The organism is Cesiribacter sp. SM1 (genome assembly GCF_020178975.1).
In the GTDB taxonomy this organism is placed as follows: Bacteria; Bacteroidota; Bacteroidia; order Cytophagales; family Cyclobacteriaceae; genus Cesiribacter.
Window position 1 is genome coordinate 377,856 of record NZ_JAHXBU010000092.1, and the last position, 23,969, is coordinate 401,824.

Genomic DNA, 23,969 nt, shown 5'->3' on the forward strand with positions numbered 1-23,969 from the left:
CTCCGCTGTACACGTGGATTTTTGCACATCAACTAAACCTTCACGCTTTTCCATTTGCCCTGCCGGAACAGCCACCAGCTTACCAGTGCATGCAGGGAGTGGCATATGGCAATGGCTATGAAGATGCCAGTTGCAGCATATCCCAATGTTATGGCAAGCAGATAAGCAAAGGGTATTTCAATCAGCCACAGCACCACAATATTTATGAAGGCTGGAGTGCGGGTATCGCCTGCCCCGTTAAATGCCTGCACCATCACCATGCCCAGGCCAAAGAAAACATAGCCAAGGGTAATGATCCGGAGGGCTTCCGATGCGAAATCGATAATTTCTGTATTGCTCGTAAATATGCGCGCCAGGTACTCACCAAAGAGCACAAAAATAACTGTAATCACTGCCAGGAAAATAACATTGTAGCGGGCTGTAAGCCATACCGAGAGTTCTGCCCTTTTCGCTTTTTTTGCGCCCAGGTTCTGACCAACCAGGGTAGCCGCCGCCGAAGATAAACCCCATGCGGGCAGTAGCGTAAACATGATGATTCGAAAAGCAATGGTGTAACCGGCCAGTGCGTTGCTTCCGAATTCAGCAATGATGCGGGTTAGGAAAATCCAGCTGGCAGAATCGATCAGGAACTGCCCCATGCCCCCGGCAGATACTTTTAAGATCCTGATGATGACCTTGTAGCTCAGCACCAGGTTCTCCCGCACAATGGTAAGCAGGTGTTTACCATTGAACAGGTGGTACAGCTGGTAAATTACGCCTATGCTTCTGCCAATGGTAGTTGCCCAGGCAGCTCCTGTCAGGCCTAAGCCTTCTATGTTTGCAATACCGAAAATAAGGAGCGGATCCAGAATAATGTTAACCCCGTTGGAGATCCACAGTGCCCGCATGGCCAGGTGAGGCAAACCTGCGCCACGGAATATTCCGTTAATCAGAAACAGCAGCAGGATGGCAAGATTGCCTGCAAAGATGATCCTGGCATAAGGAACACCAACAGCGATCACATCTGCCTCGGCACCCATCAATGCCAGTATTTCTGCTGCATAGATAAAGCCCAGCCCTCCCATCAGCAGGGCTAAAACGGCTCCGGTTACTACCAGCTGAAAAGAAGCACTGCCCGCTTCCAAGTAATTCTTTTCGCCGAACCTGCGCGATACCATGGCAGTTCCGGCCATACTGATCCCCATGCCAACAGAATAGATGATCATCAGCACAGATTCCGTCAGCCCTACCGTAGCCAGTGCATAAGCACCAAGTTTGCCAACAAAAAAGATATCTACTATTGCAAAAAGGGACTCCATGAGCATCTCCAGGATCATGGGAATGGCCAGCAGCACTATGCTTTTTCTAATGCTAAGCGTAGTGTAATCCTGTTCTTCCCCTTTAACAGCCGCCCATAAAAGCTTAAAAAAACCAGTAACAGTATTCATGGAATATTGTAAGTCAGAAAAATCGCAGCAAGTTAGCTGTTTTTCAATTTCCTGCTTTGTACTTCCATGCTGATTTCTTTTGCAAATGAATGGTGGCTAAACGCTGATTCTATGGATACAGTCTGTTTTTTGAGTGAAATTAAACCGATCTTTGCCATGCCATTGGCCTGAGCGTTAGCTGCACATAGCAGGTTTAATCTGTAACCTTTTACCGGCACTATAGAAGCCCTTTAAGCATTGACAACAATCAAACCGGAATGAAAAAAGCCGCCTCTGAATCCATAAACTTTCTAAAAGTATCATCTGTCAGCAAAAAAGAAGAAAGGGGTTTTGAGCTGAAGGAAGTTAGCTTTACACAACAGAGATTCCGGAACATTGCCATTGCAGGAGAAACAGGCTCGGGCAAAAGTACGCTTATGAAAATTGTAGCAGGCCTGGTACAAGCCGATACAGGAGCAGTATTTTTTGAGGGAGTAAGGGTAAAAGGGCCTGAAGAGAAACTGGTGGCAGGGCATCCGGGCATTGCTTACTTATCGCAGCAATTTGAACTAGCCAGTTTTTTACGCGTAGAGCAGGTACTGAAATACGCCAATACCCTAAGTTCTGGAGAGGCCGCATCAATATATGAGATCTGCCGGATCGAACACCTGCTGAAACGCAAAACAGATCAGTTATCCGGAGGCGAGCGCCAGCGCATTGCCATAGCCAGGCTGCTGATCTCTTCGCCAAAGCTGTTGCTGCTCGATGAACCCTACTCCAACCTCGACATGGTACATAAAAATGTGCTGAAAGCGGTGATTCACGACATTGGCGAAAATCTAAAAATTACCTGTATGATGGTTTCTCACGACCCGCATGACAGCCTTTCGTGGGCCGATGAGATTCTTGTAATGAAGGCAGGGCAAATACTGCAGCAGGGAAGCCCGGAGCAGATATACCAGCAGCCAGAGAGCGCTTATATTGCTGGCCTTTTTGGTAAATACAGCCTGCTATCACCTGCAACAGCCCTGAAATTATCTCCTGCCAATAGGGATCAGCCAAAAAGGAAAAGCCTCTTGCTCAGGCCTGAAGCCCTGAAAATAGTTAACGCAGAAAATGCCGGGCTGCAGGCAGAAGTTAAGCGCTCTACATTTTATGGCAGCTTCTATGAGCTTGAAGTGCTAATAGATCATGAGTCGGTTTTAGTTAGAGCTGAGAGTGGTATACATACACCTGGTGAGAGCGTTTATCTGCAGTTACAGCCCCGTAAGCTTCACTATATTTGAAAGCTGTGCCGGTCTATCCTTTGATATAATTCTCTAAAAGAATCTTCCATATTCCCCCTTCTTTACAAAAACCTATTCATTTAACACAGCATGTGCTGCACGGCTCAAAGGGTGGTAAACGTTCAGGTATCTTACACCTTTGTCCGGTTTCCACAAACCCTGCAGTATCGTTTCAGTTTTATGATTTACAGGGCGCTCATACCGCCCTCAAACTTAATTATTAGTAAATCTTTTATTGAAACTTATGAGTACCAAAGATAGAGAAAGAACCAGGCCCCAGCAGGATCCGAAAGAACAGTATGCAAAACCCCCTTACCCTGAGCAGGAACAGGATGTGCCGGGTACTGAAGATCAAATGACCCCGGAGGCAGATCATGGTGAAAAGTCGTACCGCGGCTCGGGCAAGCTGGAGGGTAAAAAGGCCATCATTACCGGCGGTGATTCCGGTATTGGCCGTGCAGTAGCCATTGCCTTTGCCCGCGAAGGAGCTGATGTACTGATCTCCTACCTTAGCGAAGATGAAGATGCAAACGAAACGGCAAAATGGGTTAAGGAAGCAGGCAAAAAAGCTGTGCTTGTCAGTGGCGATATCAGCGAGGAGGAGCACTGCAAAAAGATAGTGCAGCGTGCCGTAGATGAATTTGGCCAGATCGATATACTGGTGAACAATGCAGCTTTCCAAATGACGCGTGAATCGCTGCAGGATATACCAAGCGAGGAATGGGATTATACTTTCCGCACCAATATCTACTCTATGTTTTACCTTTGTAAAGCAGCAGAGCCACACATGAAGCCCGGCAGCACCATTGTAAATACCACCTCGGTAAATGCCTATAAACCCAGGCCTACCCTGCTGGCCTACGCTGCTACAAAAGGCGCAATACAGAATTTTACAGCCAACCTGGCACAGCTGCTGGCAGAAAAAGGCATACGTGTAAATTGTGTGGCACCAGGCCCTATCTGGACACCGCTTATCCCTTCTACCATGCCAGAGGAACAGGTAAAAAGCTTTGGTAAAAACGTTCCACTGAAACGCGCCGGCCAGCCGGCTGAACTGGCCGCTACCTATGTGCTGCTGGCCTCACAGGACTCCAGTTACATGACTGGTGCCACTGTTCAGATTACAGGAGGCACACCTACCATATAGGGCATCATCTAAGCAGTTCTGATTAAGCACATTTGCAGATTTTCCTGCTCCTGCTCAAAATGCAGTAGCAGGAAAACTGCTTTTGTCAATTCTCATTTTTTCAACTATCCAGAATAACAGCATGGAGCAGAAGGTAAGTGATTTTTTGGTTGCGCGTTTAGCCGAGTGGGGAGTAAAACGTGTGTTTGGCTATCCCGGTGATGGTATCAATGGCATTATGGGGGCCATGAACAGGGCCAACGGTAAGCTTGATTTTATACAGGTGCGCCACGAAGAGGTGGCCTCTCTCATGGCCTGTGCACATGCAAAATTTACCGGAGAAGTGGGCGTTTGCATGGCCACATCCGGTCCCGGGGCCATACACCTGCTCAACGGACTTTATGATGCTAAATTAGATCACCAGCCAGTGGTTGCTGTTGTAGGACAAAAAGCCCGTACTTCTCTTGGGGGCCATGCCCAACAGGAGGTAGACCTGATGGCACTCTACAAAGATGTGGCCGGTGAATATGTACAAATGGCAACAGATGCCAGCCAGATCAGGCACCTGATCGACAGGGCTATGCGCATTGCCATTTCACAACGTACGGTAACCTGTGTAATCATTCCTAACGATGTGCAGGAGCTGGAGTACCAGGATCCGCCACACAAGCATGGCACCATTCACTCGGGCGTTGGCTATGCTGTACCACGCATCATACCACAGGAAAAAGACCTGCATGCAGCTGCCGAAGTCTTAAATGCAGGTAAAAAAGTTGCAATTTTAATTGGCTGGGGCGCTACCACAGCTGCAGAAGAAGTAAAGCAGGTTGCGGAGCTATTAGGTGCCGGCGTAGCCAAAGCTTTTTTAGGTAAGGCTGCACTGCCAGATATCCTGCCTTTTGTAACAGGTGCAATTGGTTTTTTTGGCACCGACGCCAGCCACCTGATGATGCAGGAATGTGATACACTGCTCATGGTGGGCTCAAGTTTTCCCTATGCAGAGTTTCTGCCCAAAGAGGGCCAGGCGCGGGGCGTGCAGATTGACATTGATGGTCGTATGCAGAGCATCCGCTACCCCATGGAAGAAAACCTTACCGGAGATAGTGCCGAAACCTTAAGGCTGCTGATCCCCATGCTGAATAGAAAAGAAAACAGAAACTGGAGAGAGAAAATTGAAAGTAACATCAGGGATTGGTGGCAATACCTGGAGGAACAGGCAAACAAAAAGGCTAAACCACTGAACCCGCGCCTGGTATTCGAAAAGCTATCCCCCCGCCTGCCCGGCAATACCATCCTGGCTTCTGACTCCGGCTCTACCTCCAGCTGGACAGCACAGCACATACGCATGCGCGACGGCATGCAGTTTTCTGTTTCAGGTGCACTGGCAACCATGGGGTGTGCCATACCTTATGCACTCGCAGCCAAATTTGCCTATCCCGATCGGCTGGCTGTAGCCTTTGTGGGCGATGGTGCCATGCAGATGAGCGGCAATGATGAGCTGATCACCATTAAAAAATACTGGCAGCAGTGGGCAGATCCTCGCATGATCATCCTGGTGCTGAATAACAGCGACCTTAACTTTGTGAGCTGGGAGCAGCGACTGATGGGTGGAGAACCCAGGTTTGAAACCTCACAGGATCTGCCCCAATTCAATTATGCGCAATATGCAGAATCACTGGGGCTGGCAGGCATTCGCATTGATAGCCCTGAACAGGTAGAAGAGGCCCTGGATAAAGCACTGAAGGCAGACCGACCAGTGCTGCTGGAAGCCGTTACAGATCCCGAAGTACTGCCTTTCACAACATCAGTAGCAGCGAAGTTCTCCGACAACCTGGCACAGGCAATTCAAAAAGGTGACCGATCTGCCGCCCGTAACCTGGATGCAGGCCTGCTGGATAAAGTAAAGCAGGCAAGCCCTGACAAAGGTTAGAGAGTTCTGTTTCAGCTCTTCATTGTTTGGCCTCAATAGTAGCCTGTATGATTCATGTCTGGACATTTTGAGTCTGCCTACCTGGCATTATTAAGATATAATGCTTCCTAAAACAGCTGCATTTAAGGGACAAGGCATTATTGTTTCCTTTGTAGCACTGCACGTCTTAAACCGCATTCAGCTTACTGGTATATCTATACATACGTTCCTTCACCTCCTGAACTACAGCTAAAATTTCGTCCTGATCCTTCCAGCCACTCTCCCTATCGTTATCATGTTGAGGTTGTAAATATTGGAGGTTCAACTGCAGAAGATGTGCAGCTTGAGTTTTCTGTTAAGAAAGATACTGTTGTATTGGAAACTGCTAAGCTTCGGTTTCCTTTTGCCCCTCACAGTTCAAAAAGAGAAGGATGGATCCTGTTCAATCAGAATCCCTCTGAGGGAGATACTATCATTGGCCGAGTGTTAGGTTATAAAAAGCCCTGAAAGGAACAGGAGCTCCCCAGCTCTGGCAGCCATTATGTTCTAAGACCCATGCTTAAACAGGAAATTCTCTTGCAGAATAGTACATCCGGGTAAATGCAGGTGGCTTTAAAATAGCTATCTACATTTTAAATGAAGCGCTAGTTTTATTAGTTTTAAAGCTGTTTTAGAGGCTGAATTACAGATTTAGATCTAATTTATGAAAAGTAGCATCCTTCTTACTTTTGCTTTTTTGCTGATTGCAACAAAGATATATTCCCAGGAAGCTCCGGCTGACTCTAGTCAGGTTATGCAGGAGATACAAGCCGATACAATCCCTGCCTTGCCTGTAACAGAAGCAAAAGCGCCCCCTCTCCTCCTTACACTACCAAATTATAGTGGGTGGAACATTTTGCAGGAAGGGCAAAAGCTGGAGTTCAGCTTGCTGGCATCCGGAGGAACAGATAGTACCTATAGCTACAGGATTAGCCCGGCAGGTGTGGAAGGTATAGAATTCGATAGCCTGGGGCGATTCTCCTGGACCCCCTCTTACAGCTTTGTTAACAGGCTAAAGGCCGACAGCACCCTGCAGCTTATGTTTGAAGTAGAAAACAACAGTGATGAACAGGCACGTCAGGTGGTTGATTTTGTAGTTCAGCATGTAAACAGACCTCCTGCAGTGGGTGAACTTAAGCCATTTTATGTTCGTTATAATACCCTCAATACCTATACCATAGAAAGCAGCGTTGTGCAGGATGCCGATGGAGATCCGCTGGTTTTTGTGCCTATTCTGGATGTAATGCCAGAGGGAGCCAAACTTTCACCACAGGGCGAGTTTACCTGGAAACCATCGCTAACCCAGTTTAACCAGCTACGGGAAAAGCCACTGGTACTGGAGTTTTATGTAGAAGACCAGCCGGCAAAAGCACGCACCAAAGGCCAGTTTAAAGTACAGATCACCCAGCAGGACCTTCCGCCCAGCATCCAGATGGTTCCGTCGCAGGCCCAGTTTAAATATAAAGAAGATGCCACCATCAACCTTAAATTTCAGCTGTACGACCCTAATGGAGAAAGAGACCTTGCCTCCTTTAGCATGATTTCCAGCAATACAGATGTGCCTGCCAGTGCCATTGTAAAGAATACGGCCTCACAATATGAATTTATCTGGACACCCGGCTACGATTTTGTAAAGGATCCGCTGGATTCGCTATCCTTTAATATTACCTTTTTTGTAACTGACAAATCGAACAAGCAGGATGAGCGCAGCGTTACATTTACCATTTTAAATGCGGTAAATGAAGCAGAAAGAGACCAGAACCTTTATGCCGAATACCACGCCTCAATGGTGCGAGCCTGGGACCTGATGGAGCAATTGAAGGATGCCGAAGATGACCTGAAAAAGAGGTACAAAAAAGCAAAAAGAGGGAAAAAAGCCCGGTCGCTCACCAACGCTTCACTGGGTGCTGCCACTGGCTTAACCCCTGTAGTGGTTGAAGAACCCGGCACCTCGAAAAAAATAACCGCCATAGGCGGTACTGCTGTAATGACAATTGGCACCCTGGAGGCAACCGAAGTAATTGGCCGCTCTACCAAAGACCTGGTGGAACGTTTAAATTACATCATGGAAAAGCGTAATGAGCTGCAGACCAAAGGCGATATCTACGCCCGCAAATATGCACTGAAATCTGCCCGCCGCAAGCCAGACTTTTTAAAAGACAATGATGAATTTGTGGCGATCATGAACCTGAAAGGACTGGTAGCCCTGGAGCTGGATGCCGGCTGGAAAAACAAATCAAGGGCAACCAATGAAAACATTGCCAGAACATTCAAAGACTTCAATGGTGATAAGCAGTAGAAGGTTGCGCTGTTGTTACCGATACAACAGTAAAGCATTATGCTAAAGGCAATGATTTAATAAGCGTGCTTAGTTTATCCTCGGTAAGGGGCTTTACCAGGAAATCTGCAATAGAGAATTTTGATGCCTTGCTATAATCTCTCTTGCTGATAGAAGTGGTAAGAATAGCGATGTGTAGCTTTTCCCTGTTAATCTTCTGCTCAAGCGATAACTTTTTCAGAAATTCAAATCCATCTACAAATGGCATTTTAATGTCGAGCAGGATGAGCATAGGACCAGGGGAATCACTAGCCTCAGTGGAACGGTTTTCCGCTAAATATGCTAAAGCTGCTTCTGCATGGTAAACATCATGAAGCGTACCGGTATATCCTGATTCCCTGATCAGGTTTACCTGGAGGAAACATGTAACCGGATCGTCATCAACGATAAGTATAGATTCTAGCTTATTCAGTTCCTCCACCGAAATTTTCCTGATTAAAGAAGACAATTCTGCATGCTTTGTTTCTTCCACTTCTGTACTGTTAGCATAAAATTAACTTTAAAATCATCTTATGGTTCAGAATTAAACATAAAATCTGATTCAACACAACATCTGGTACACTGCCACTATTCATTTACCAAATTATATGATAGACTTATTATGGATCATATAAGTAGTTGTTTGTGCATAAACTATTAATTGTACAGAATGTATAACTATAAATAAGTCAATGAATGTCAACACATTTTTTTCTTGATTTAAGTTTCATGACAACAATCTTAGGGCGGGGGTAACGTGAAATAATGAATACTAAAACTGTCTTTGTCAGAGCATATTAACAAACAAAACAATATGTACTTTAATTAAGAAAATGAGCTTTTTTGACAATATTCAGTAACTTAATTTCGAAGCAAATTTGAAAGCGATTCCAATACACATTTGAGCTAAGTACAATAACCTGTACCTTTATTAAACCTCATGTTAAGAATTTCAAGCACCATTCTTGTACTGTTGATATCTGTTTTATCAGTAGTAAAGTCTCATGCTACTGAGCAAAAGGGTAATCTAACATCAAAAGAAAAACATGTTATGGATGTGCTGTATGCTGTTAGTTCACTGACATTGCATGCAGAAAATGCAGTTATTGAAATGGGAGAAGTAGTTTTCGATGAAGCTGGGAAGTTCAAGGAACAACAGTATACAACTTTCGGTTATGGAAGCATAGAAGCATCCAACAACAAAAGAGCATTTAGCTACGACAAAATCGGTGAAGATATTTGGAAGGGTATTGTGACTTATAACTATTGTGATAAGATTATTTATCCTTTACGTTGGGAAGGAGATAGCATATCAGAAATTTTTTTTGAGGGATTATATTACCAACTGGAGTACAATAGTCATGGGCTGGTAACCAAAGCTTCTGCGACAGATTATATCATGTTTTCGTCGAATAGTCACGAAAAGTATTATTACAGTATTGAGTACAGTGCCAATAAAAATATTAATAAAGTAGAAAAATATTTGATTAATGGTAAAGGCAAATCAAAAGCCAAAGTAAAGGTGCTGTTTACACAATTGCTAACCACTAAAACAATTGATTATAAAGCTGATAGAAATGAATATATTGTTCATACTACTGAGTTTAACAATCAAAAAACAGCGAAAGACAACCCTACCCTGTCAAATGACACCAAAGCTACAATCGTTAAAGAACATAACGGTTTTACGTTTGAAGGATATAGCCTGTTAAATTTACGTTCAATTATAAAGCATACCTATGTTTTCAATGATCAGGGGTATCTAGCTAAGCATGTTTCCAATAATTACACTTCAGGCATGATATCAACTAGAATTTTAGAATATGATGGATTTCAGCGTGCCGCCAAAGTAATAGTGAAGACAGTAGATAAAAGCGGCACCCAGATTGATCATTTAGAATTTTACAACCGACATGTGCTGAAAGCAGGTGCAAATCCAAATAAAGTCTGCTCATATGAAACCATTAGTACCAGGAAGAATTTTGATAGTAATGGAGTGCTGATATACGAAACTGACGAAACAGGTAAGTATAGAAAAAAGCTAGAAAACGGTGAATGGAGTCCCTGGAGATTTTATGATATGTAAGGAATCTATTATCGAAATTAGTTCAAGCTGAGGAAATGGCCATAAGTGCGAGTAGATAAAAACTGTCAATGGTGCCATTGTGATAAAGATATAGAATTAGAAGGCTTTGTCTGAGCAACAGTAGTAGAACATCCTGCAAAAGCAGCTTTTTGAGCTTATTTTGCAATTCTGTTTACAGTCAAGTAGCACCGGCATCTTTAAATAAACAAGAGCAGCAGGCTGTAGAGTAGTATACCGGCACTAAAAGCCCAGAAGTTACTTTTTCTTTCCTGGGGCAGCTCTTCTTTCAGCACGTTCATAATGGTACCACCGGCAATAAATGCAAACAGCACTGTTATCCACATTTCCGGTATTTCCGCAAGAACGCCCACAAGCCAGCCTCCCATAACTGCAAGGATCAGGATCCAGCGGCCTTTGAGGCTGTAGGCTTTTTTGTAGTGATCCATGAGTCCGTAATCATTCACCACAAAATGAAAGGCCATTGCCAGGGTGAACCACAAGAGTGAGCGCCACCCTTCTACATCTCGGTGAACCAGCAGGTATCCAATAATGGCATTGTATACAGCAAATGAAATGATGTGTAGCCAAAACACACTGAGGTTTCCCGCCATTTCATCGCCATGAGACTCACGGGCTGAGTCCGGAGACTGCTTTGCTGCTCTCTCCAGTCCATAAAACAGGGCCAGGCCAACCAGGGAAATCAGATAAGAATGGTGTTTCAGAAAATCTGCACCTTTATTTTGTAACACCTCCTGCCCTTCTGCCAATTCCGGCAAAAGATGAACAAAAATATAGGTTACGGAAACACCCCCTGCAAAAGAAAGCCACTTGCTACGGGGAATAGAAGAAAATTTCAAACTTTCGGCAAAAAAATGTGTAAGTGCCAAAAGCAAAGCTGCTGCTGCTGTATACCACATCATGCTGGAGTAACTGTTGTGGCAGAAAAATGGTTGGATCAGGCAACTGTTAGGCTAGGCCAATAAGCTTTTCACCAGCTAAAAAAAATTTAAAGCTCTTAAGCAATTTTATCACGAATAAGTTAAGGGGCTTACATGCTTCACAGACAGGAAACAGAGACTGAGCTTTCTATCATTATGGGAATATCTTATCAAAATGACAAGGGCTTCTAAGGGTAAAGTTTAAGCTGTTTAAATATTTTAGATAAATAATATGCCCTGATTCTACATTTAAGCCCTTTTTAGTACACTACCTGATTTCTGGCATAAAGTCTGATAATATTATTATATCCTGATATTTTTTCAACTGTTACTTTGGCTGATTTTTTAATCTAGATCCTGGAGAGCCCAAGCCTGCATCTACTGGTTTGGGCTTTTCTGGGAAAAGAGCTTAGAACGGTGCTCGTATCAGCAATATGTAGTGAAAAAGGAAAGAGTAGAAGAAACAATAATATGGCAGAACAAATGAACAGTATTCAGGCAGATGATTTATATGCCGGACTTGAAGAGTTAATAAAAAACGAAATGCTGGTAGATAGTCAGTGGCTTTCACGGGTAACTGCATCTCCTGCGACTGTTTTTGAGTTACTACTGGAAAGTTCCCGCAATGAACGTTGCCCTAAAACCAGAAACCGTTACCAGGAGATTGGAGTAGAACAGCAGCTAGAGTCATATTTGCTCACTTACAAATACATGGAAGAAAATGAGCGGGCAAAGCTGTCTTATACCATCACATTGAATAAGCTGTTTCTGGTTCCATAAGATAGAGACCTAGAAATCAATTATTTATTACCACTCAAAAGGTATAAAAAAAGGATGCTGCTATGGCATCCTTTTTTCCGTTAATATCAGTATCAGTTTATCAGGGACCAGTCCTTACAGTTGGGCGTTTGCTTCAATAAAATTGCCACTAGCCCGGAGGCAGGTTACAGAGTAAATCTTAGAAATACTCCCCAGACATGCTAGCTGACCCTTATTAACCCTCAGTTTCTGTTTGTATGTCGGGAATAATTTCCTGTAACACTGTTACCGGAAAACTTACCCCGGCAGGTACAACTGAGTTCAGGGACGGATAGCTCACCAAAACGGTGGCGGTTTTACCCTCCTGATGTTCTTTTATAAAATCCTGTGGAGTACCCAGCATCAGGATTCTGAAATCTTCATCCTGTACAAATAAAAAATCAATTTTTTTACCTTCCACAGATTTTCTGCCTCTATGTAACACTTGTATATTATTCATTTTGTCGATCATATATTTAAACCTGTAGTTTAGCTCTCGCTATTGCATGATTATCTCTATTTATTCAGATCACTTTATCAGAAACAGTAAAAAGGGCTGCTGTTGTTTAAAAATTCACCCCTCCCCCACTGAATTTTCTGCTCATCCTCACTCAAAAAGAAACCCCTTGCAATCGAACAGCTCGGGGTTTCCAACCATGGAATCAATTCAAAAATTTATAGTACGAGCAAGTCTGATATCAGACTTTACCCTCCTGCGTATTCTTTGTAACATCGGGTTTAGTTTAGAAAATACCCGGGCGGTTGGGAAATCAGCCCGGGCTTTTCAACATCAAGTTTAAAAAATCAGCCAATACAGATAAAAAAATAAATCAGGATCTGTTTAGTATATTACAGACTCTGTGCCAGAAACAGCAATTATGCCTTGAATAGAAGCTGACGATCATTAGACCCACATTTTTTTATTAAAAACCATTTAGTTGAACGACAGGGCCTATTGAAGAACCTTTCATTTTGACACTGTTTTATCATTCTGATAAACTATCCCCGCGTTTTCTTCACGTTTATTATACCTGCAAAACCATTCACTGAAATCGTTCAGGTAATTCAGACATTTAATCTTGTCTGTTACATGATCTTCTTTAGAATGAACAGTGCCTGCATCAAAACCGGCACCATATCCAGCCATAAAGCTGCGCTTCATATCCTGTGCTACATAGGCTTCAAAAGGCGGGGAATTTGTTGGCTCCTCTGCCCTGCAAACTTTCATTTTCAGGTCGTCACTGCTATTATTTAGCTGTTCATTTGCTTCTTCAACAACACGGGCGCAATTTTCCCGCTGTAGCCTCAGGAGCTCCTGTACCTGGTATTCTGTGTATACTTTCATATGGATTCTTATTTATTTTGAATATTGACAGTACAGTTCAGACAAATGCATACTCATACGCCTGAACTTGGAGGTGCCCTGTTTCAAGTCTGCCCCCCTTTTTACTGAATTCAATAAATGTGCTAAGCCAGGCAGCAAGCTGCTAATGACAAATAGAACTACAAGCAGCCTGCTTGGGTAAAGGCTCTTATTTTTGTTTAACTTTTTACTGATTTCAACTTTATTTTCTGTAACTCTGCCTGTCATCATGCCGTTTGCTTTATCACAGCAGGGCCGGCATAATTTTAGCCCCTTACTGTATTTAACTTACACATAGAGAGGATCTTTAGAGTATTTTTTATACTGCACTTACGAACGTGTATCATGCAGTATCTTTAAAGAGGTGGCACAAACACGAACTGTAATTTTTTAGGAACCATAGCAGATACGGTTGCCTCTGCCCTCTCATCCAAGCACATATACATATATGATATCTGAAGGTAGCACTCCCGGGAGTCAGCACCTTTTAAATGCTATAATTATGCATCAAAAAAATAGTAGCAATACAAATGGGATGTTTGGAGAATACAAAGCAGCTCCCGGCCTTTACGATGAAGTTTTCGACAGTAAAGGCGCAGTACATCCTACTTATAGAAAAGTGCTTGAGCAGTTCAGGCAGCATACTGCAGAAGACTTCAGGCTGCTCGACCAGAAAGCGCGCCAGTCATTTCTGAAGCAGGGTGTTACCTTTACTGTAGGTACAGTCAAAGCACAGGGTGCCGAACGTATTTTCCCATTTGATCTTTTACCCAGAATCATTGCAGCTGATGAATGGGAGGAGCTGGAGAAGGGGGTTATTCAGCGCAACCTGGCCATTAATGCCTTCCTGCACGATATTTACCATAAACAACAAATCTTTAAAGATAAGATAGTTCCTAAAGAGCTTGTAGTAAGCTCAAAACATTACTGCAAAGCAATGCAGGACCTGAACCCTGCAGGAGGTATATACAATCACATTTCCGGTACCGACCTAATCCGTCATAAGGATGGCCGGTACTATGTTCTGGAAGATAATGTACGAACACCATCCGGCATCAGCTATGTGCTGGCAAACCGCGAAGCAATGAAGCGAAGCCTGCATGGCCTGTTTAGCAGCTGCCATGCCCGGCCTTTGAAAGAGTACCTCGATTGTCTGCTCACGATGATACATTCTGTAGCCCCTGCAGCCCTGGCAGAACCCTGCTGTGCGGTTCTTACCGATGGTATGGTGGCCTCTGCTTATTTTGAGCATGCTTTTCTGGCACAGAGCATGGGGATACCCCTGGTTGAAGGAAAAGACCTTTTTGTAGAAAACAATAAGGTTTACATGAAAACAAGCCGTGGCCGGCAGCAACTAAATGTACTGTACAGAAGAGTGGAAGACGAGTATCTTGATCCACTAGCCTTTCTGCCCCATTCCGTTTATGGTGTGCCAGGCATTATGGAGGCCTATCGCAAAGGCAATATAAGCCTGGTTAATGCACCGGGAACAGGTGCTGCAGACGATAAAGCAGTATATAGCTATGTGCCAGCCATGATCAGGTATTACCTGCAGGAGGAGCCCATACTGCAGAACGTACATACCTACCACTGCACCAAGGAGCAGGATTACCAGTATGTACTGGAGCACATGCAGGAACTGGTTGTTAAGCCTGTAGATGAATTTGGCGGTTATGGTATGCTGGTAGGCAATGCAGCCACCAAAGAACAGCTGCAGGATTTCAAGGAGCGCATCAGGCAGAACAGGCGTAAATACATTGCTCAACCCATTATGTCACTATCCACGCACCCAACCTTTATCAAAGAAAGGGGAGTGTTTGAGCCCCGCCACATAGACCTAAGAATTTACACCCTACTGGGAAAAGATATGCAGTATGTATTACAGGGCGGCTTAACACGGGTAGCACTCAAAGAGGGCAACCTTGTGGTAAATTCTTCACAGGGAGGCGGCTCAAAAGATACCTGGGTACTGGCCCCACATGAAGTGCCGGAGCAGGAAAGAACCACAGCAGATCTCGGCAGGGAGGCAGCTGGTATAGTCCAGGCACCTCTGGAACCCAGGGACAGGGAACCGCTGCGTCTTATAAAGCGCCCCAGAATTGGCCAAAAAAAGCGAAAGGCCTCTGAAAAGTGAAACCAGCCTTCCATTTATTAAGAGCAAACCAAACAGAGTAAACATGCTAGCACGTATAGGAAATAAATTGTACTGGGCAGGACGTTACCTGGAGCAGGCCGAGCAAATGGCCAGCTACACCCGGGTACATTATTTAGCATCCATGGATGCCCCCTCACCTGCGTTTAAAACCTCTCTCTGGGAGTTTTTACTCCAGAGCACCCAGTCTAAGCAGGCATATTTCAGGCACTACCGCCATGCAGAGGAGGAAAAGGTACTGCATTTTATTGCGCTGGAGGAGGCGAACCCTGCTTCTATCTTCTCTACAGTAACAAAAGCACGCGAACTGGCTCGTGGCGCACGCGATTGTATATCTGCCGGGCTCTGGGAGCACATTAACTGTTTCTACCACGCCATCAATAATTATACTGCTGAAAAGTTAGCCCAGAAAAGCTTTTGCAGCTTTGCACAGAAAGTAGAGAAGTACAGCTATACTATCAAAGGCTACATCAATTCCATTATGATCCGAAACGAAGAATGGAAGATGCTTTCAATGGGTTATCACCTGGAAAGAGCTTTACAGCTTAACACCATGCTCCTAAGCAAGATGCATGAGATTAGCACCAACATATCTTCCGGCAAGCCAGAGGCAGTAGAATACTACCATATGAAATCGATGCTCGAAGGGATAGATGCTTATGAAATGTACAAACAGCATTATAAAACCAACATAAACCGGTCTCATTTCATACATTTCCTGGTCTTTAACAGCGCTTTCCCTAAATCAATAGCTTATAACCTCAACCAACTCTTTTTGCTATGCCAGGATGGCAACGAAAACAGCCAGCTGCAGGATAGCACACTCATGCAGCAGATCGAAAGCATGACAGCAACAATTGGCTCAATAAATCCTGAAGCACTTGAAGGCAATGAGTTGCCATTTTTAGAGAGCAATCTAAAAAACCTTCAGCAACTGGCCGAAACACTTGAAATGGAACAGCCAGTGTATTGAAAAAGGCTTTATACAGGTACCGCCTGAAAGTTCGACAAAGTAACGGATCAGCAGCATATTGTAAACAATTGTATATACATATACTTATAAAAGTACTGCTGCCAGTTTGTGTTCAACAGACTATTTTTTGAAGCAATTATTTTTTTTCATTGAAATAAATACATAATGATCCCACCAAAATTAAAAGCCGGAGACCATGTTCGTGTGATTGCCCCTGCTCATGGCTTTTCCCCTTCATTCACCGATGATATGAAAGAACGGGCTGAAAAAAAGCTGGGGGAGCTGGGGCTGACTGTCAGTTATGGTAAGTACGTATGGGAACGCAACGAATTTGATACCACCTCCATAGAAAAGCGCCTGGAGGACCTGCACGATGCTTATGCCGACCCAAAGGTAAGCTGTATCATACCTGCCATGGGCGGATCAAGCGCCAACCAGTTACTTAAATACATAGACTACGAACTTGTAGAAAAGAAACCTAAAATAATTTGCGGTCTGTCCGACATTACTGCCCTGGCCGATGCACTTTATAAAAAAACAGGTGTGGTTACCTATTATGGGCCACATTTTACCATGCTTGGCGCCAGCAAGATTGTAGATTATTCGATTGAGCACATCAGGAAGACCTTCTTTTCAGAAGCCAGTTTTTCACTTAAACCGTCGGAGCATTACTGCGACTCCGAATGGGACAAGCAGAAAATTGTGAATGAAGATGGCTTCTGGCCGGTTAACCAGGGAGAAGCTGAAGGAAAATCTATTGGCGGCAACCTGCTGACCATTAATTTCTTATTAGGTAGTGAATTTATGCCTGATATGAAAAACACCATTCTCTTTCTGGAGGCAAATAAAGTGCTTGATTATAAGGATGTACAAAATACCCTGCAGGCTATCCTGAACCAGCCCGCCAGTGATCAGGTATTAGGTATAATTATAGGCCGCTTTCAAAAGAAAACCGGCATGACCCGGGACTTATTCGAGAAGATGATCAGGAGCAAAAATGAGCTGAATAACATACCAGTTGTAGGGAATGTTGATTTTGGGCACACCATCCCGATGCTTACGTTCCCTATTGGGGGCAAAGTAAAAATGAAGGTAACAGAAAATAATGCTTCAGTTGAAGTAACAGAACATTGAAGGGCTTTTTGTAAGCCGCGTATTGTTTCAGGCAATGCTTACTGTAATACATAGTTCCCGCAGGCGCTGCCCCCAGCAATTCTGTTTTGAGCGCAAAGGAAAGCAAAATCAGACATCATAGAAGTAACAAACAGTATCTGAACTCCCGGTCTCTCCAGACCCGGTCCGGAGGGACCCGGTCTGGAGAGACCCTGTCTGGAGAGACCTATTGGGGCAGCACTATACTTCAGGTAAAATATTCAGATTTAGATGTTAAAAGATAGCCTCTAATCCTTCTTTTTGTCTTTACCCTTCTCTTTATTTTTATCATACTTTAGATCTGCACTCAGCCTTTCATTTTTGAAAATTGAATCGTGAACGATACGTGCCCTGTCGGCAGTTTCATTTGCTTTCTTGATAAAAACGTTGGCAGCATCATGATCTCCGGCATCCATGATATGCTCCCCAATATGCTGTAGCAACATTGAGGTTTCCTCCAGCCCGCGCATAGCCTGCCAGAGGGTTTCTTCCACAGATTCTGTAATTCCTGCTAACAGTGCACTTGCGGTAAAGGCATGGCCGGTATGGCACCTGTAGCGGATCCTCCTGCCTTCTTGGATCTTCACCAGGGCGCCATGGCAACTTGGGCAGGTATATTCCGCCATTTCACCAATGTCCATGATTCCTTTTTCAAAAGCGTTATCAGATTTGGCAATTTCAACCTCCAGTGACAGGCGTTCCAGTTCTTCTTTAGGCACCTCCTGTTTTTCATTTACAGGTTCTGATGCCAGTCGGCTCAATATGGCTCCAATCTCGGCTACCTTGATGATATAATCTGTTTCCACATACGCAATAACACTCTAGGGCATTTCAGGGAACGTAGCTTCCTCCGGGTCCTGGCAGATTACAGCCCCCCCCATGCGTTTGATGGTCCATAATCCGGAGGTGCCATCATCCAGGGCTCCTGTTAACACCACCCCTACTACGCGTTTGCCAAATTCATAAGCTGCAGACCGAAACAGCGCATCAATTGACGGACGAAAGCGGTTTTCTTTAGGTCCTTTTCTGATTACTACCTTTTCACCCTCAATCAGCATATGGTGATCGGGAGGCGCCACATAAATTTTCCCTTCTTGTATCTTTTCTTCACCATCAGGGTGCATAGCCTCCAGTGCTCCTGCCCTGCTTAATATTTCAGGGAGTTTACTAGGAGAAAAAGGCGGTGTATGCATAACAATGAAAACGGTACCCTTGAAATCTGCCGGCATCGACTTAACCAAATGCTCAAGTGCTGATACACCACCTGCAGAAGCTCCAATTACTACTATGTCCCTTTTTATCATATGCTCAATCCTGATGAAAATTTGTAAGCTAAGGCAGATCAGGAGCTTAATCTTCAGCACCTTCAGTACCATAGTGTCCATATCTGCCTAAAACTTTTTATGTATTAGGTTTGAAAGAAAAATAGATGCACAGCATTATGTGCTAAATACTAAAACCACAGCCAGGGCAGAAGGTTACAGGGGCGACTGTTTCGCAGAACATTCTTAAAGCTTTTCTAATGGCCTGTTCATTTTTTAAAGCATTGGAACTCTTTTTACGCAATAATTCAACATTTTTTTACAAAATTTTTCTGATGCTAAAAATGTGCTTAATGATTCTATTCGATCAACTGGAACACGAATTGTGCAGGAAATTCTCGCTTCTCCCCGCTTTTACCTAAACAAGCACCCTTATGGGCTGTTAAGGTTACAGCTTCGAGCGCTGGCAAGGTCAATAAAAAATAGTTTATGGCAAGAGAAATAAGTGTTACTTCTCCCTTTGAAAAAACAGATACAATTATCAAAGAATTAAAAGGAATAGACGGCATTATGCAGCTGCAGGTGTTCCGTGCTGTATCCATTGACCCACCCGGAGATGTAATAAAACTGGCTGTACCCAATTCCAGTCTGCAAAAAACCATGCGGCTGCTTGATAAGTATGATCTGGGGAGGGAAAACGGGATCTCTGCTTCAACTTCTGAACCTGACAGCTTTATTCCTACCAAGCCCTCCTATAGCATAGAACGGGACATAAACGAGGGCAGCTGGGAAGAAATGGAAATGACCATCAGCAACGACAGCAACACCTCCATCAACACCATGATCATTATGCTTGTGTCCGGTTCGCTAGCCACTATTGGCATTGCCAACAACTCGCTGCATATTGTTGTGGGTGGCATGCTGGTGGCTCCTGGTTTCATGCCTATTACCAGGGTTGCGCTTGGTCTAATATCAAGAAACAAGGGCTGGTATTATGGAAGTATTGATTTTATAAAAGGTTACTTTGCCCTTATTCTTGGAGCTGTATTAACAGCCGCTGTACTTAAGGCCATCAACCAGGATCCGCTTCCCGGCTCTACAACCTATTATCTTACCGATCAGAAACTGGTAGAATACTGGACCACAGTTACAGCATCCTCAATACTTGCCTCTGCAGTGGCCAGTATAGCAGGTGCCCTGCTGTTAGCCACCAAAAAATCAGTTTTCACCTCGGGTGTAATGATAGGGCTGGCGCTGGTTCCCACAGCTGCCATTATTGGCATGGGTTTTATAGAAGGCGATCTGAATCTTGCAGGTAGAGCTTTGGCTCGTTTCGCGCTCGATGTAGCACTCGTATTTGGTTTATCACTGGTCGTTTTTCTCTGGACACGATTCTACTACCACAAGAGAGATATGCAGCTAAGGTAAATAGCTGCTGGAAAACCATAGGATACCGATGGGTTTGTAGAATATAGAACAGACCACAGCATTATAAGACAAAACCTCATCAAAACCTGGTGAGGTCTTTTATGTGCCGGGAGGGTGGCTTAGGCTATTTACTGCAGCGAAAAACTGATATAAATCAGAAAAGGATCATATTTTCAACTGACGAGGGTCATACAATCCCCTGCTGACCAGGCCTAATTTTGTAGCAGAATAAAACACTACTGCTATGGAAAATATACTGAACTGGTACAACATCAAATGCGAAGAAGCAAACTTCAACAGATTAGGAGTAATGGCTTTTGTACTCCTGATTCAAACGTGCATCATCATCCCTGCTACATTACTTGCCATCAGCACAGGCGGTGGCAGCCTGCTAGAGGTTACAACCATTGCCATACTTTCATTTTCTGTACTGGCATCACTGCTTGGTGATCTGCCTTCAACTAAGGTTATTCCACTGTTTATCATCAGCACAGTTGTACACCTGCTTGTAATATTGATCAACGTAATTTAAGTTCTGACTAAATAGCGCACTCTAAAATTCAATCTGCTTATTTAGCATAGAACAGCCCTGAAAATAGATCCAGGGCTGTTTTTTTGTTGATATTGCGCCACCTCATGAGGCGTGTGAACCATGCAAAATGCCTCAAAAGCTTTTCAGGTAACGGCTTAAATATACTGCCATTACTGTTAGTAGCGCTGCTGTGATGCCCAGCAGGGCCAGTATCATGTTCACATATATGTTCCAGCCATTATCTGTTTCAGCAAGGGCAACTTCCTGCTGCGCTGTTGCTGGTGCAGGTGTGGCCGCCGCTTCTGCTTTTGCTGCTACGGCTTCCTTACCGGCCTCATCTATGTAGCTGATCAGGCTGGTTAGCTCCTCTTCGTTAAAGTTATGGGCAGGCATGGCAATTTTGTTGTACTTTGTAAAAACTGCAACAGCCTCTTCATCACCTGCAGCAACCATTTTCTGAGAATTGGTTATAAAGCTTTTGATCCAGTCAGTTTGCCTTCTTTCTATCAAACCGGCCAGGTCGGGACCAACAATATCGCCGCCGCCAATAGAATGGCAGGCCTGGCAGTTGCCGGAGAAAATTTCTTTTCCTGATACAGCTTGCGCATAACCGCTAAACGTTACCAGTATCAGCATAAGAACAGATAACAATCCTGTTTTCATATTTCATGGTTATTTAAAGATTCTTCTTCTATTACAGCGCACTTCCGCAGAAAAAAGCTAACCTACCAGGTACGCCAGGCCACTGTTAACAGGCTGGCACAAATCCAGCACATTATTCTCCCTAAACAGTTTTTCTATTAATTCTCTGGGCTTTTTGTATTGATCATGGATAGGACAAGGATGCGTCTCGGAACATTTGCTAAGCCCCAGGCCACACTCTTTAAAGAGGCTCATGCCATCTATGGCTTCCACTATGTTGATGATGGGCTGCAACTTTTGCGCTTCGCTGATGTAAAAGCCGCCAGAAGGCCCCTTGGTGCTGTTGATCACCCCTCTTTTTACCAGGGTTTGCAGCATTTTACTAACTGTATGGCCGCTGGCTTCAATATGATCGGCAATATCTTTTATGGATTTTTTATCACCCTTTTCAGTACCGGAAGCCAGGTATATTACGGCCTTTATTGCTGTTTTACAGGTGTAGCTTAGCATGTTTTAACTGTTTAGAAATTGATGGCCTTCTTCAGAAATAAGATGATGGCCCCATCTTGGTTCAAAAACCAAATTTACTTTAGTAGTATAATCAAAGCGCTCCCTTACCTCCTGCCAGCCATCATCAGAAGCAGCCACCGCAGAAGCATCAGGCCCGGCAGCTTCCTTTTCCCTGTAAAACCAGGTTTCTGTATACTGATGGTGTATGGAGTGGCTCCAGCACTGGAATCCCTTTTTCTTTAGCATCACCATAAGAGGCGTAGGCTCAAAGGTGTTGATGATCTTCAGCACCTGTTCCTGCTTCAGGGCTCTTACGGCTGCTAGTATTTCCTTCTGCGGATCACTTCCGCTATTGCTCCTCAAACCTTCTGAAAATGGTGGGGTGTTTTTCTCTTGGTAAAAGGGTAGTTACATCGAGGATATTTTCTGCTTGTGCGATCATGATGAAATAATTTTTGGTTCCTATGCAAGCAAAGATAGGACGCATAAATGATATAAAGTATAAAAGTACTTAAATACTTTTATTAGTTTTTATCTTCAACACTCCCCCGATTCCATCAATTTTCAATAGCATGTGCTTGCTTCAAAGCCGGGAGTAGCCATAACTAATGGGAGCTATATGGTAAAGACCTACACCTGATTGCTAATTCACCTGAAAAATGGCGTGCGCTTACTGAAGCTGTTAATATTATAGTGTGAAGCCTTAATTCAATGCATCCCCAACACATGATAGCAGAACAGCCCCCTGTTCCCCTGGCATGCAGGAAACTCTTGGTGAAATCAATCCCGGCAAGCAAGTTAGACTGACTATGCGGGTGAACAGTGTTGTTGTACATCCGGCCGGTGACAGCAGCCATAAATTCACTATATTGTTTTTTCAAGTATTTGTGCAATGCATTCAGATAACAGTTTACCCCAAAAGTCATCTGCAGAGGCTGGTTTTAAACAAGAGCAAGACAGCTCAGCTACCAGACACCTGATAGCGCTGCCACTAAAAAGCAGCAGTAATAAGCTGCATGCTGCTTTCAGGAATGAACTGCTGCATCTAATGGGCCTGACTGATCGCATGCATGAAAATAAGGGCGGGGACAGTAACAAAAAGCTAAGTCGCCTGCCTCCAGCTGAGCGAAATCGCGGATCGCTGCTGGAGCTAACGCTGGAGCAACTTTACAAGCCTGGGTTGTTCAGTAGTTTAACTGCTTCAGAACAATTAGACAAAACCAAGGGAGCGCATTTGCATGATATAGCGCTGCAGCTTTGCATCAGCTGGATGGAGCGCCTGCTGTTCCTGAAACTGCTTGAGGGCCGGCTGCTTCATGAACAGCTGAGTCAGGAGGTCTCCGGTATGTTAAAGCCGGAAAAAGTAACAGACTTTAGCGCCCTGCATGGTGTGTTTCTCCAGTTATCCTCCTGCAGTTTTACCGAACGAAGCAGTAGCATCAACAGGCTCTTCAAATATTTGCCATGCCAGCAACTTTCTCTCTTCAACCCCACGGCACTTGAAAGGCGTTCCATTAATATTAGTGCACTGCCTCATCATAGCCTGCTGCCGCTGCTCACTGATAGTATTATCGAAGATGAAAAAGGGGCACAGGCCGGCGGAGGCTTAACTACCCTCTCCTATTTACTGCACTTTCTGAATGCTTTCGATTTAAGGCTTAGTATGAGGGAGCATGATCCGGGCCGGCAAAAGAATAGTTTTGACGCAGATGAAACAGCACTCACAAGCCCTGTCTGCTACATAAACAGTCCTGAAATTCGCGATGATTACCTTATACCGGAACAGCAGGACGGCTATACTATTAATGAGCTCAGGCAGCCGCTGGACTCCTTACTGACCTGCTGTTTTGGTGCACATACAATGGAGAGCTGTTCGCTTTACAGGTGAAATCATCATACCTGTTTTTAGCTGACAGATTCCCGTCTGCGCGGGGATAACGATTAAGGAACAATTGACGCTGATGCTAATCCTTAACTCACGTTGGACCAGGGATCATCTACAGCACAGGTAGTCTAACCCGCCCCCTCCGATACACCTCACAGGCCCAAA

At 44.2% G+C, this 23,969-nt stretch carries 21 protein-coding genes and 1 pseudogene; 12 read left to right on the plus strand and 10 right to left on the minus strand.

Annotated elements, in window-relative coordinates:
* Positions 1–32 precede the first annotated feature (32 nt).
* Complete coding sequence (locus KWJ01_RS21325) at positions 33–1,427, minus strand: MATE family efflux transporter (RefSeq protein WP_224999140.1); 1,395 nt, start codon at positions 1,425–1,427, stop codon at positions 33–35.
* Between the two features lie 257 nt (positions 1,428–1,684).
* Here KWJ01_RS21325 and KWJ01_RS21330 point away from each other — a divergent pair, with 257 nt between their 5' ends.
* From KWJ01_RS21330 to KWJ01_RS21345, 4 genes are all read left to right on the plus strand, one after another.
* Positions 1,685–2,692: an ABC transporter ATP-binding protein gene (locus KWJ01_RS21330; protein WP_224999141.1), complete on the plus strand. Its 1,008-nt coding sequence runs from the start codon at positions 1,685–1,687 to the stop codon at positions 2,690–2,692.
* Between the two features lie 244 nt (positions 2,693–2,936).
* Positions 2,937–3,839 (plus strand): SDR family oxidoreductase, encoded by a 903-nt coding sequence (locus KWJ01_RS21335; RefSeq protein WP_224999142.1) that lies wholly within the window; start codon positions 2,937–2,939, stop codon positions 3,837–3,839.
* Positions 3,840–3,960: 121 nt separating this feature from the next.
* On the plus strand, positions 3,961–5,748 hold the full coding sequence (locus KWJ01_RS21340) for a thiamine pyrophosphate-requiring protein (RefSeq protein WP_224999143.1): 1,788 nt from the start codon (positions 3,961–3,963) through the stop codon (positions 5,746–5,748).
* A gap of 772 nt (positions 5,749–6,520) precedes the next feature.
* Positions 6,521–8,065: a hypothetical protein gene (locus KWJ01_RS21345; protein ID WP_224999144.1), complete on the plus strand. Its 1,545-nt coding sequence runs from the start codon at positions 6,521–6,523 to the stop codon at positions 8,063–8,065.
* A 37-nt stretch (positions 8,066–8,102) separates the two neighbouring features.
* Here KWJ01_RS21345 and KWJ01_RS21350 read toward each other — a convergent pair whose 3' ends face one another.
* Positions 8,103–8,576, minus strand: a complete 474-nt coding sequence (locus KWJ01_RS21350) for a response regulator (RefSeq protein WP_224999145.1) — start codon at positions 8,574–8,576, stop codon at positions 8,103–8,105.
* Positions 8,577–9,023: 447 nt separating this feature from the next.
* Between KWJ01_RS21350 and KWJ01_RS21355 the strand changes: the two genes are divergently transcribed.
* Positions 9,024–10,169 (plus strand): hypothetical protein, encoded by a 1,146-nt coding sequence (locus KWJ01_RS21355; RefSeq protein ID WP_224999146.1) that lies wholly within the window; start codon positions 9,024–9,026, stop codon positions 10,167–10,169.
* A 197-nt stretch (positions 10,170–10,366) separates the two neighbouring features.
* Here KWJ01_RS21355 and KWJ01_RS21360 read toward each other — a convergent pair whose 3' ends face one another.
* On the minus strand, positions 10,367–11,089 hold the full coding sequence (locus tag KWJ01_RS21360) for a hypothetical protein (RefSeq protein WP_224999147.1): 723 nt from the start codon (positions 11,087–11,089) through the stop codon (positions 10,367–10,369).
* 489 nt (positions 11,090–11,578) lie between these two features.
* On the opposite strand from KWJ01_RS21360, the gene KWJ01_RS21365 reads away from it, so the two are divergent.
* The gene (locus KWJ01_RS21365) at positions 11,579–11,887 is read left to right on the plus strand and encodes a hypothetical protein (RefSeq protein WP_224999148.1); all 309 of its coding nucleotides are present in this window, start codon (positions 11,579–11,581) and stop codon (positions 11,885–11,887) included.
* Positions 11,888–12,101: 214 nt separating this feature from the next.
* Here the strand turns inward: KWJ01_RS21365 and KWJ01_RS21370 are convergent, their stop codons facing one another.
* Together KWJ01_RS21370 and KWJ01_RS21375 are read right to left on the minus strand one after the other, a co-directional pair.
* On the minus strand, positions 12,102–12,365 hold the full coding sequence (locus tag KWJ01_RS21370) for a hypothetical protein (protein ID WP_224999149.1): 264 nt from the start codon (positions 12,363–12,365) through the stop codon (positions 12,102–12,104).
* A 507-nt stretch (positions 12,366–12,872) separates the two neighbouring features.
* On the minus strand, positions 12,873–13,250 hold the full coding sequence (locus tag KWJ01_RS21375) for a hypothetical protein (protein WP_224999150.1): 378 nt from the start codon (positions 13,248–13,250) through the stop codon (positions 12,873–12,875).
* A 553-nt stretch (positions 13,251–13,803) separates the two neighbouring features.
* Here KWJ01_RS21375 and KWJ01_RS21380 point away from each other — a divergent pair.
* The 3 genes and pseudogenes from KWJ01_RS21380 to KWJ01_RS21390 all read left to right on the plus strand — a co-directional run.
* Positions 13,804–15,240 (plus strand): annotated as a pseudogene (locus tag KWJ01_RS21380) (circularly permuted type 2 ATP-grasp protein); the annotation flags it as partial.
* A 205-nt stretch (positions 15,241–15,445) separates the two neighbouring features.
* Positions 15,446–16,393: an alpha-E domain-containing protein gene (locus KWJ01_RS21385; protein ID WP_224999152.1), complete on the plus strand. Its 948-nt coding sequence runs from the start codon at positions 15,446–15,448 to the stop codon at positions 16,391–16,393.
* A gap of 165 nt (positions 16,394–16,558) precedes the next feature.
* Complete coding sequence (locus KWJ01_RS21390; protein ID WP_224999153.1) at positions 16,559–17,527, plus strand: S66 peptidase family protein; 969 nt, start codon at positions 16,559–16,561, stop codon at positions 17,525–17,527.
* 266 nt (positions 17,528–17,793) lie between these two features.
* Here the strand turns inward: KWJ01_RS21390 and KWJ01_RS21395 are convergent, their stop codons facing one another.
* Both KWJ01_RS21395 and KWJ01_RS21400 read right to left on the minus strand, forming a co-directional pair.
* On the minus strand, positions 17,794–18,351 hold the full coding sequence (locus KWJ01_RS21395) for a hypothetical protein (protein ID WP_224999154.1): 558 nt from the start codon (positions 18,349–18,351) through the stop codon (positions 17,794–17,796).
* A 15-nt stretch (positions 18,352–18,366) separates the two neighbouring features.
* Entirely contained in the window at positions 18,367–18,930 is a 564-nt protein-coding gene (locus KWJ01_RS21400; protein WP_224999155.1) for a chemotaxis protein CheB, read from the minus strand.
* A gap of 366 nt (positions 18,931–19,296) precedes the next feature.
* On the opposite strand from KWJ01_RS21400, the gene KWJ01_RS21405 reads away from it, so the two are divergent.
* On the plus strand, positions 19,297–20,235 hold the full coding sequence (locus KWJ01_RS21405) for a DUF389 domain-containing protein (RefSeq protein ID WP_224999156.1): 939 nt from the start codon (positions 19,297–19,299) through the stop codon (positions 20,233–20,235).
* Positions 20,236–20,479: 244 nt separating this feature from the next.
* Complete coding sequence (locus tag KWJ01_RS21410; RefSeq protein WP_224999157.1) at positions 20,480–20,767, plus strand: hypothetical protein; 288 nt, start codon at positions 20,480–20,482, stop codon at positions 20,765–20,767.
* Positions 20,768–20,899: 132 nt separating this feature from the next.
* On the opposite strand, the gene KWJ01_RS21415 is transcribed toward KWJ01_RS21410, so the two are convergent.
* From KWJ01_RS21415 to KWJ01_RS21425, 3 genes are read right to left on the minus strand one after another with little or no spacing between them, the layout of a single operon-like run.
* Positions 20,900–21,430: a cytochrome c gene (locus tag KWJ01_RS21415; RefSeq protein WP_224999158.1), complete on the minus strand. Its 531-nt coding sequence runs from the start codon at positions 21,428–21,430 to the stop codon at positions 20,900–20,902.
* A 57-nt stretch (positions 21,431–21,487) separates the two neighbouring features.
* Positions 21,488–21,919 carry an Rrf2 family transcriptional regulator gene (locus KWJ01_RS21420; RefSeq protein ID WP_224999159.1) on the minus strand — a complete coding sequence of 144 codons (432 nt, stop codon included), beginning with the start codon at positions 21,917–21,919 and terminating at the stop codon, positions 21,488–21,490.
* A 3-nt stretch (positions 21,920–21,922) separates the two neighbouring features.
* On the minus strand, positions 21,923–22,282 hold the full coding sequence (locus KWJ01_RS21425) for a DUF2249 domain-containing protein (protein WP_224999160.1): 360 nt from the start codon (positions 22,280–22,282) through the stop codon (positions 21,923–21,925).
* Between the two features lie 529 nt (positions 22,283–22,811).
* On the opposite strand from KWJ01_RS21425, the gene KWJ01_RS21430 reads away from it, so the two are divergent.
* Positions 22,812–23,807, plus strand: a complete 996-nt coding sequence (locus tag KWJ01_RS21430; protein ID WP_224999161.1) for a hypothetical protein — start codon at positions 22,812–22,814, stop codon at positions 23,805–23,807.
* Positions 23,808–23,969: the final 162 nt, after the last annotated feature.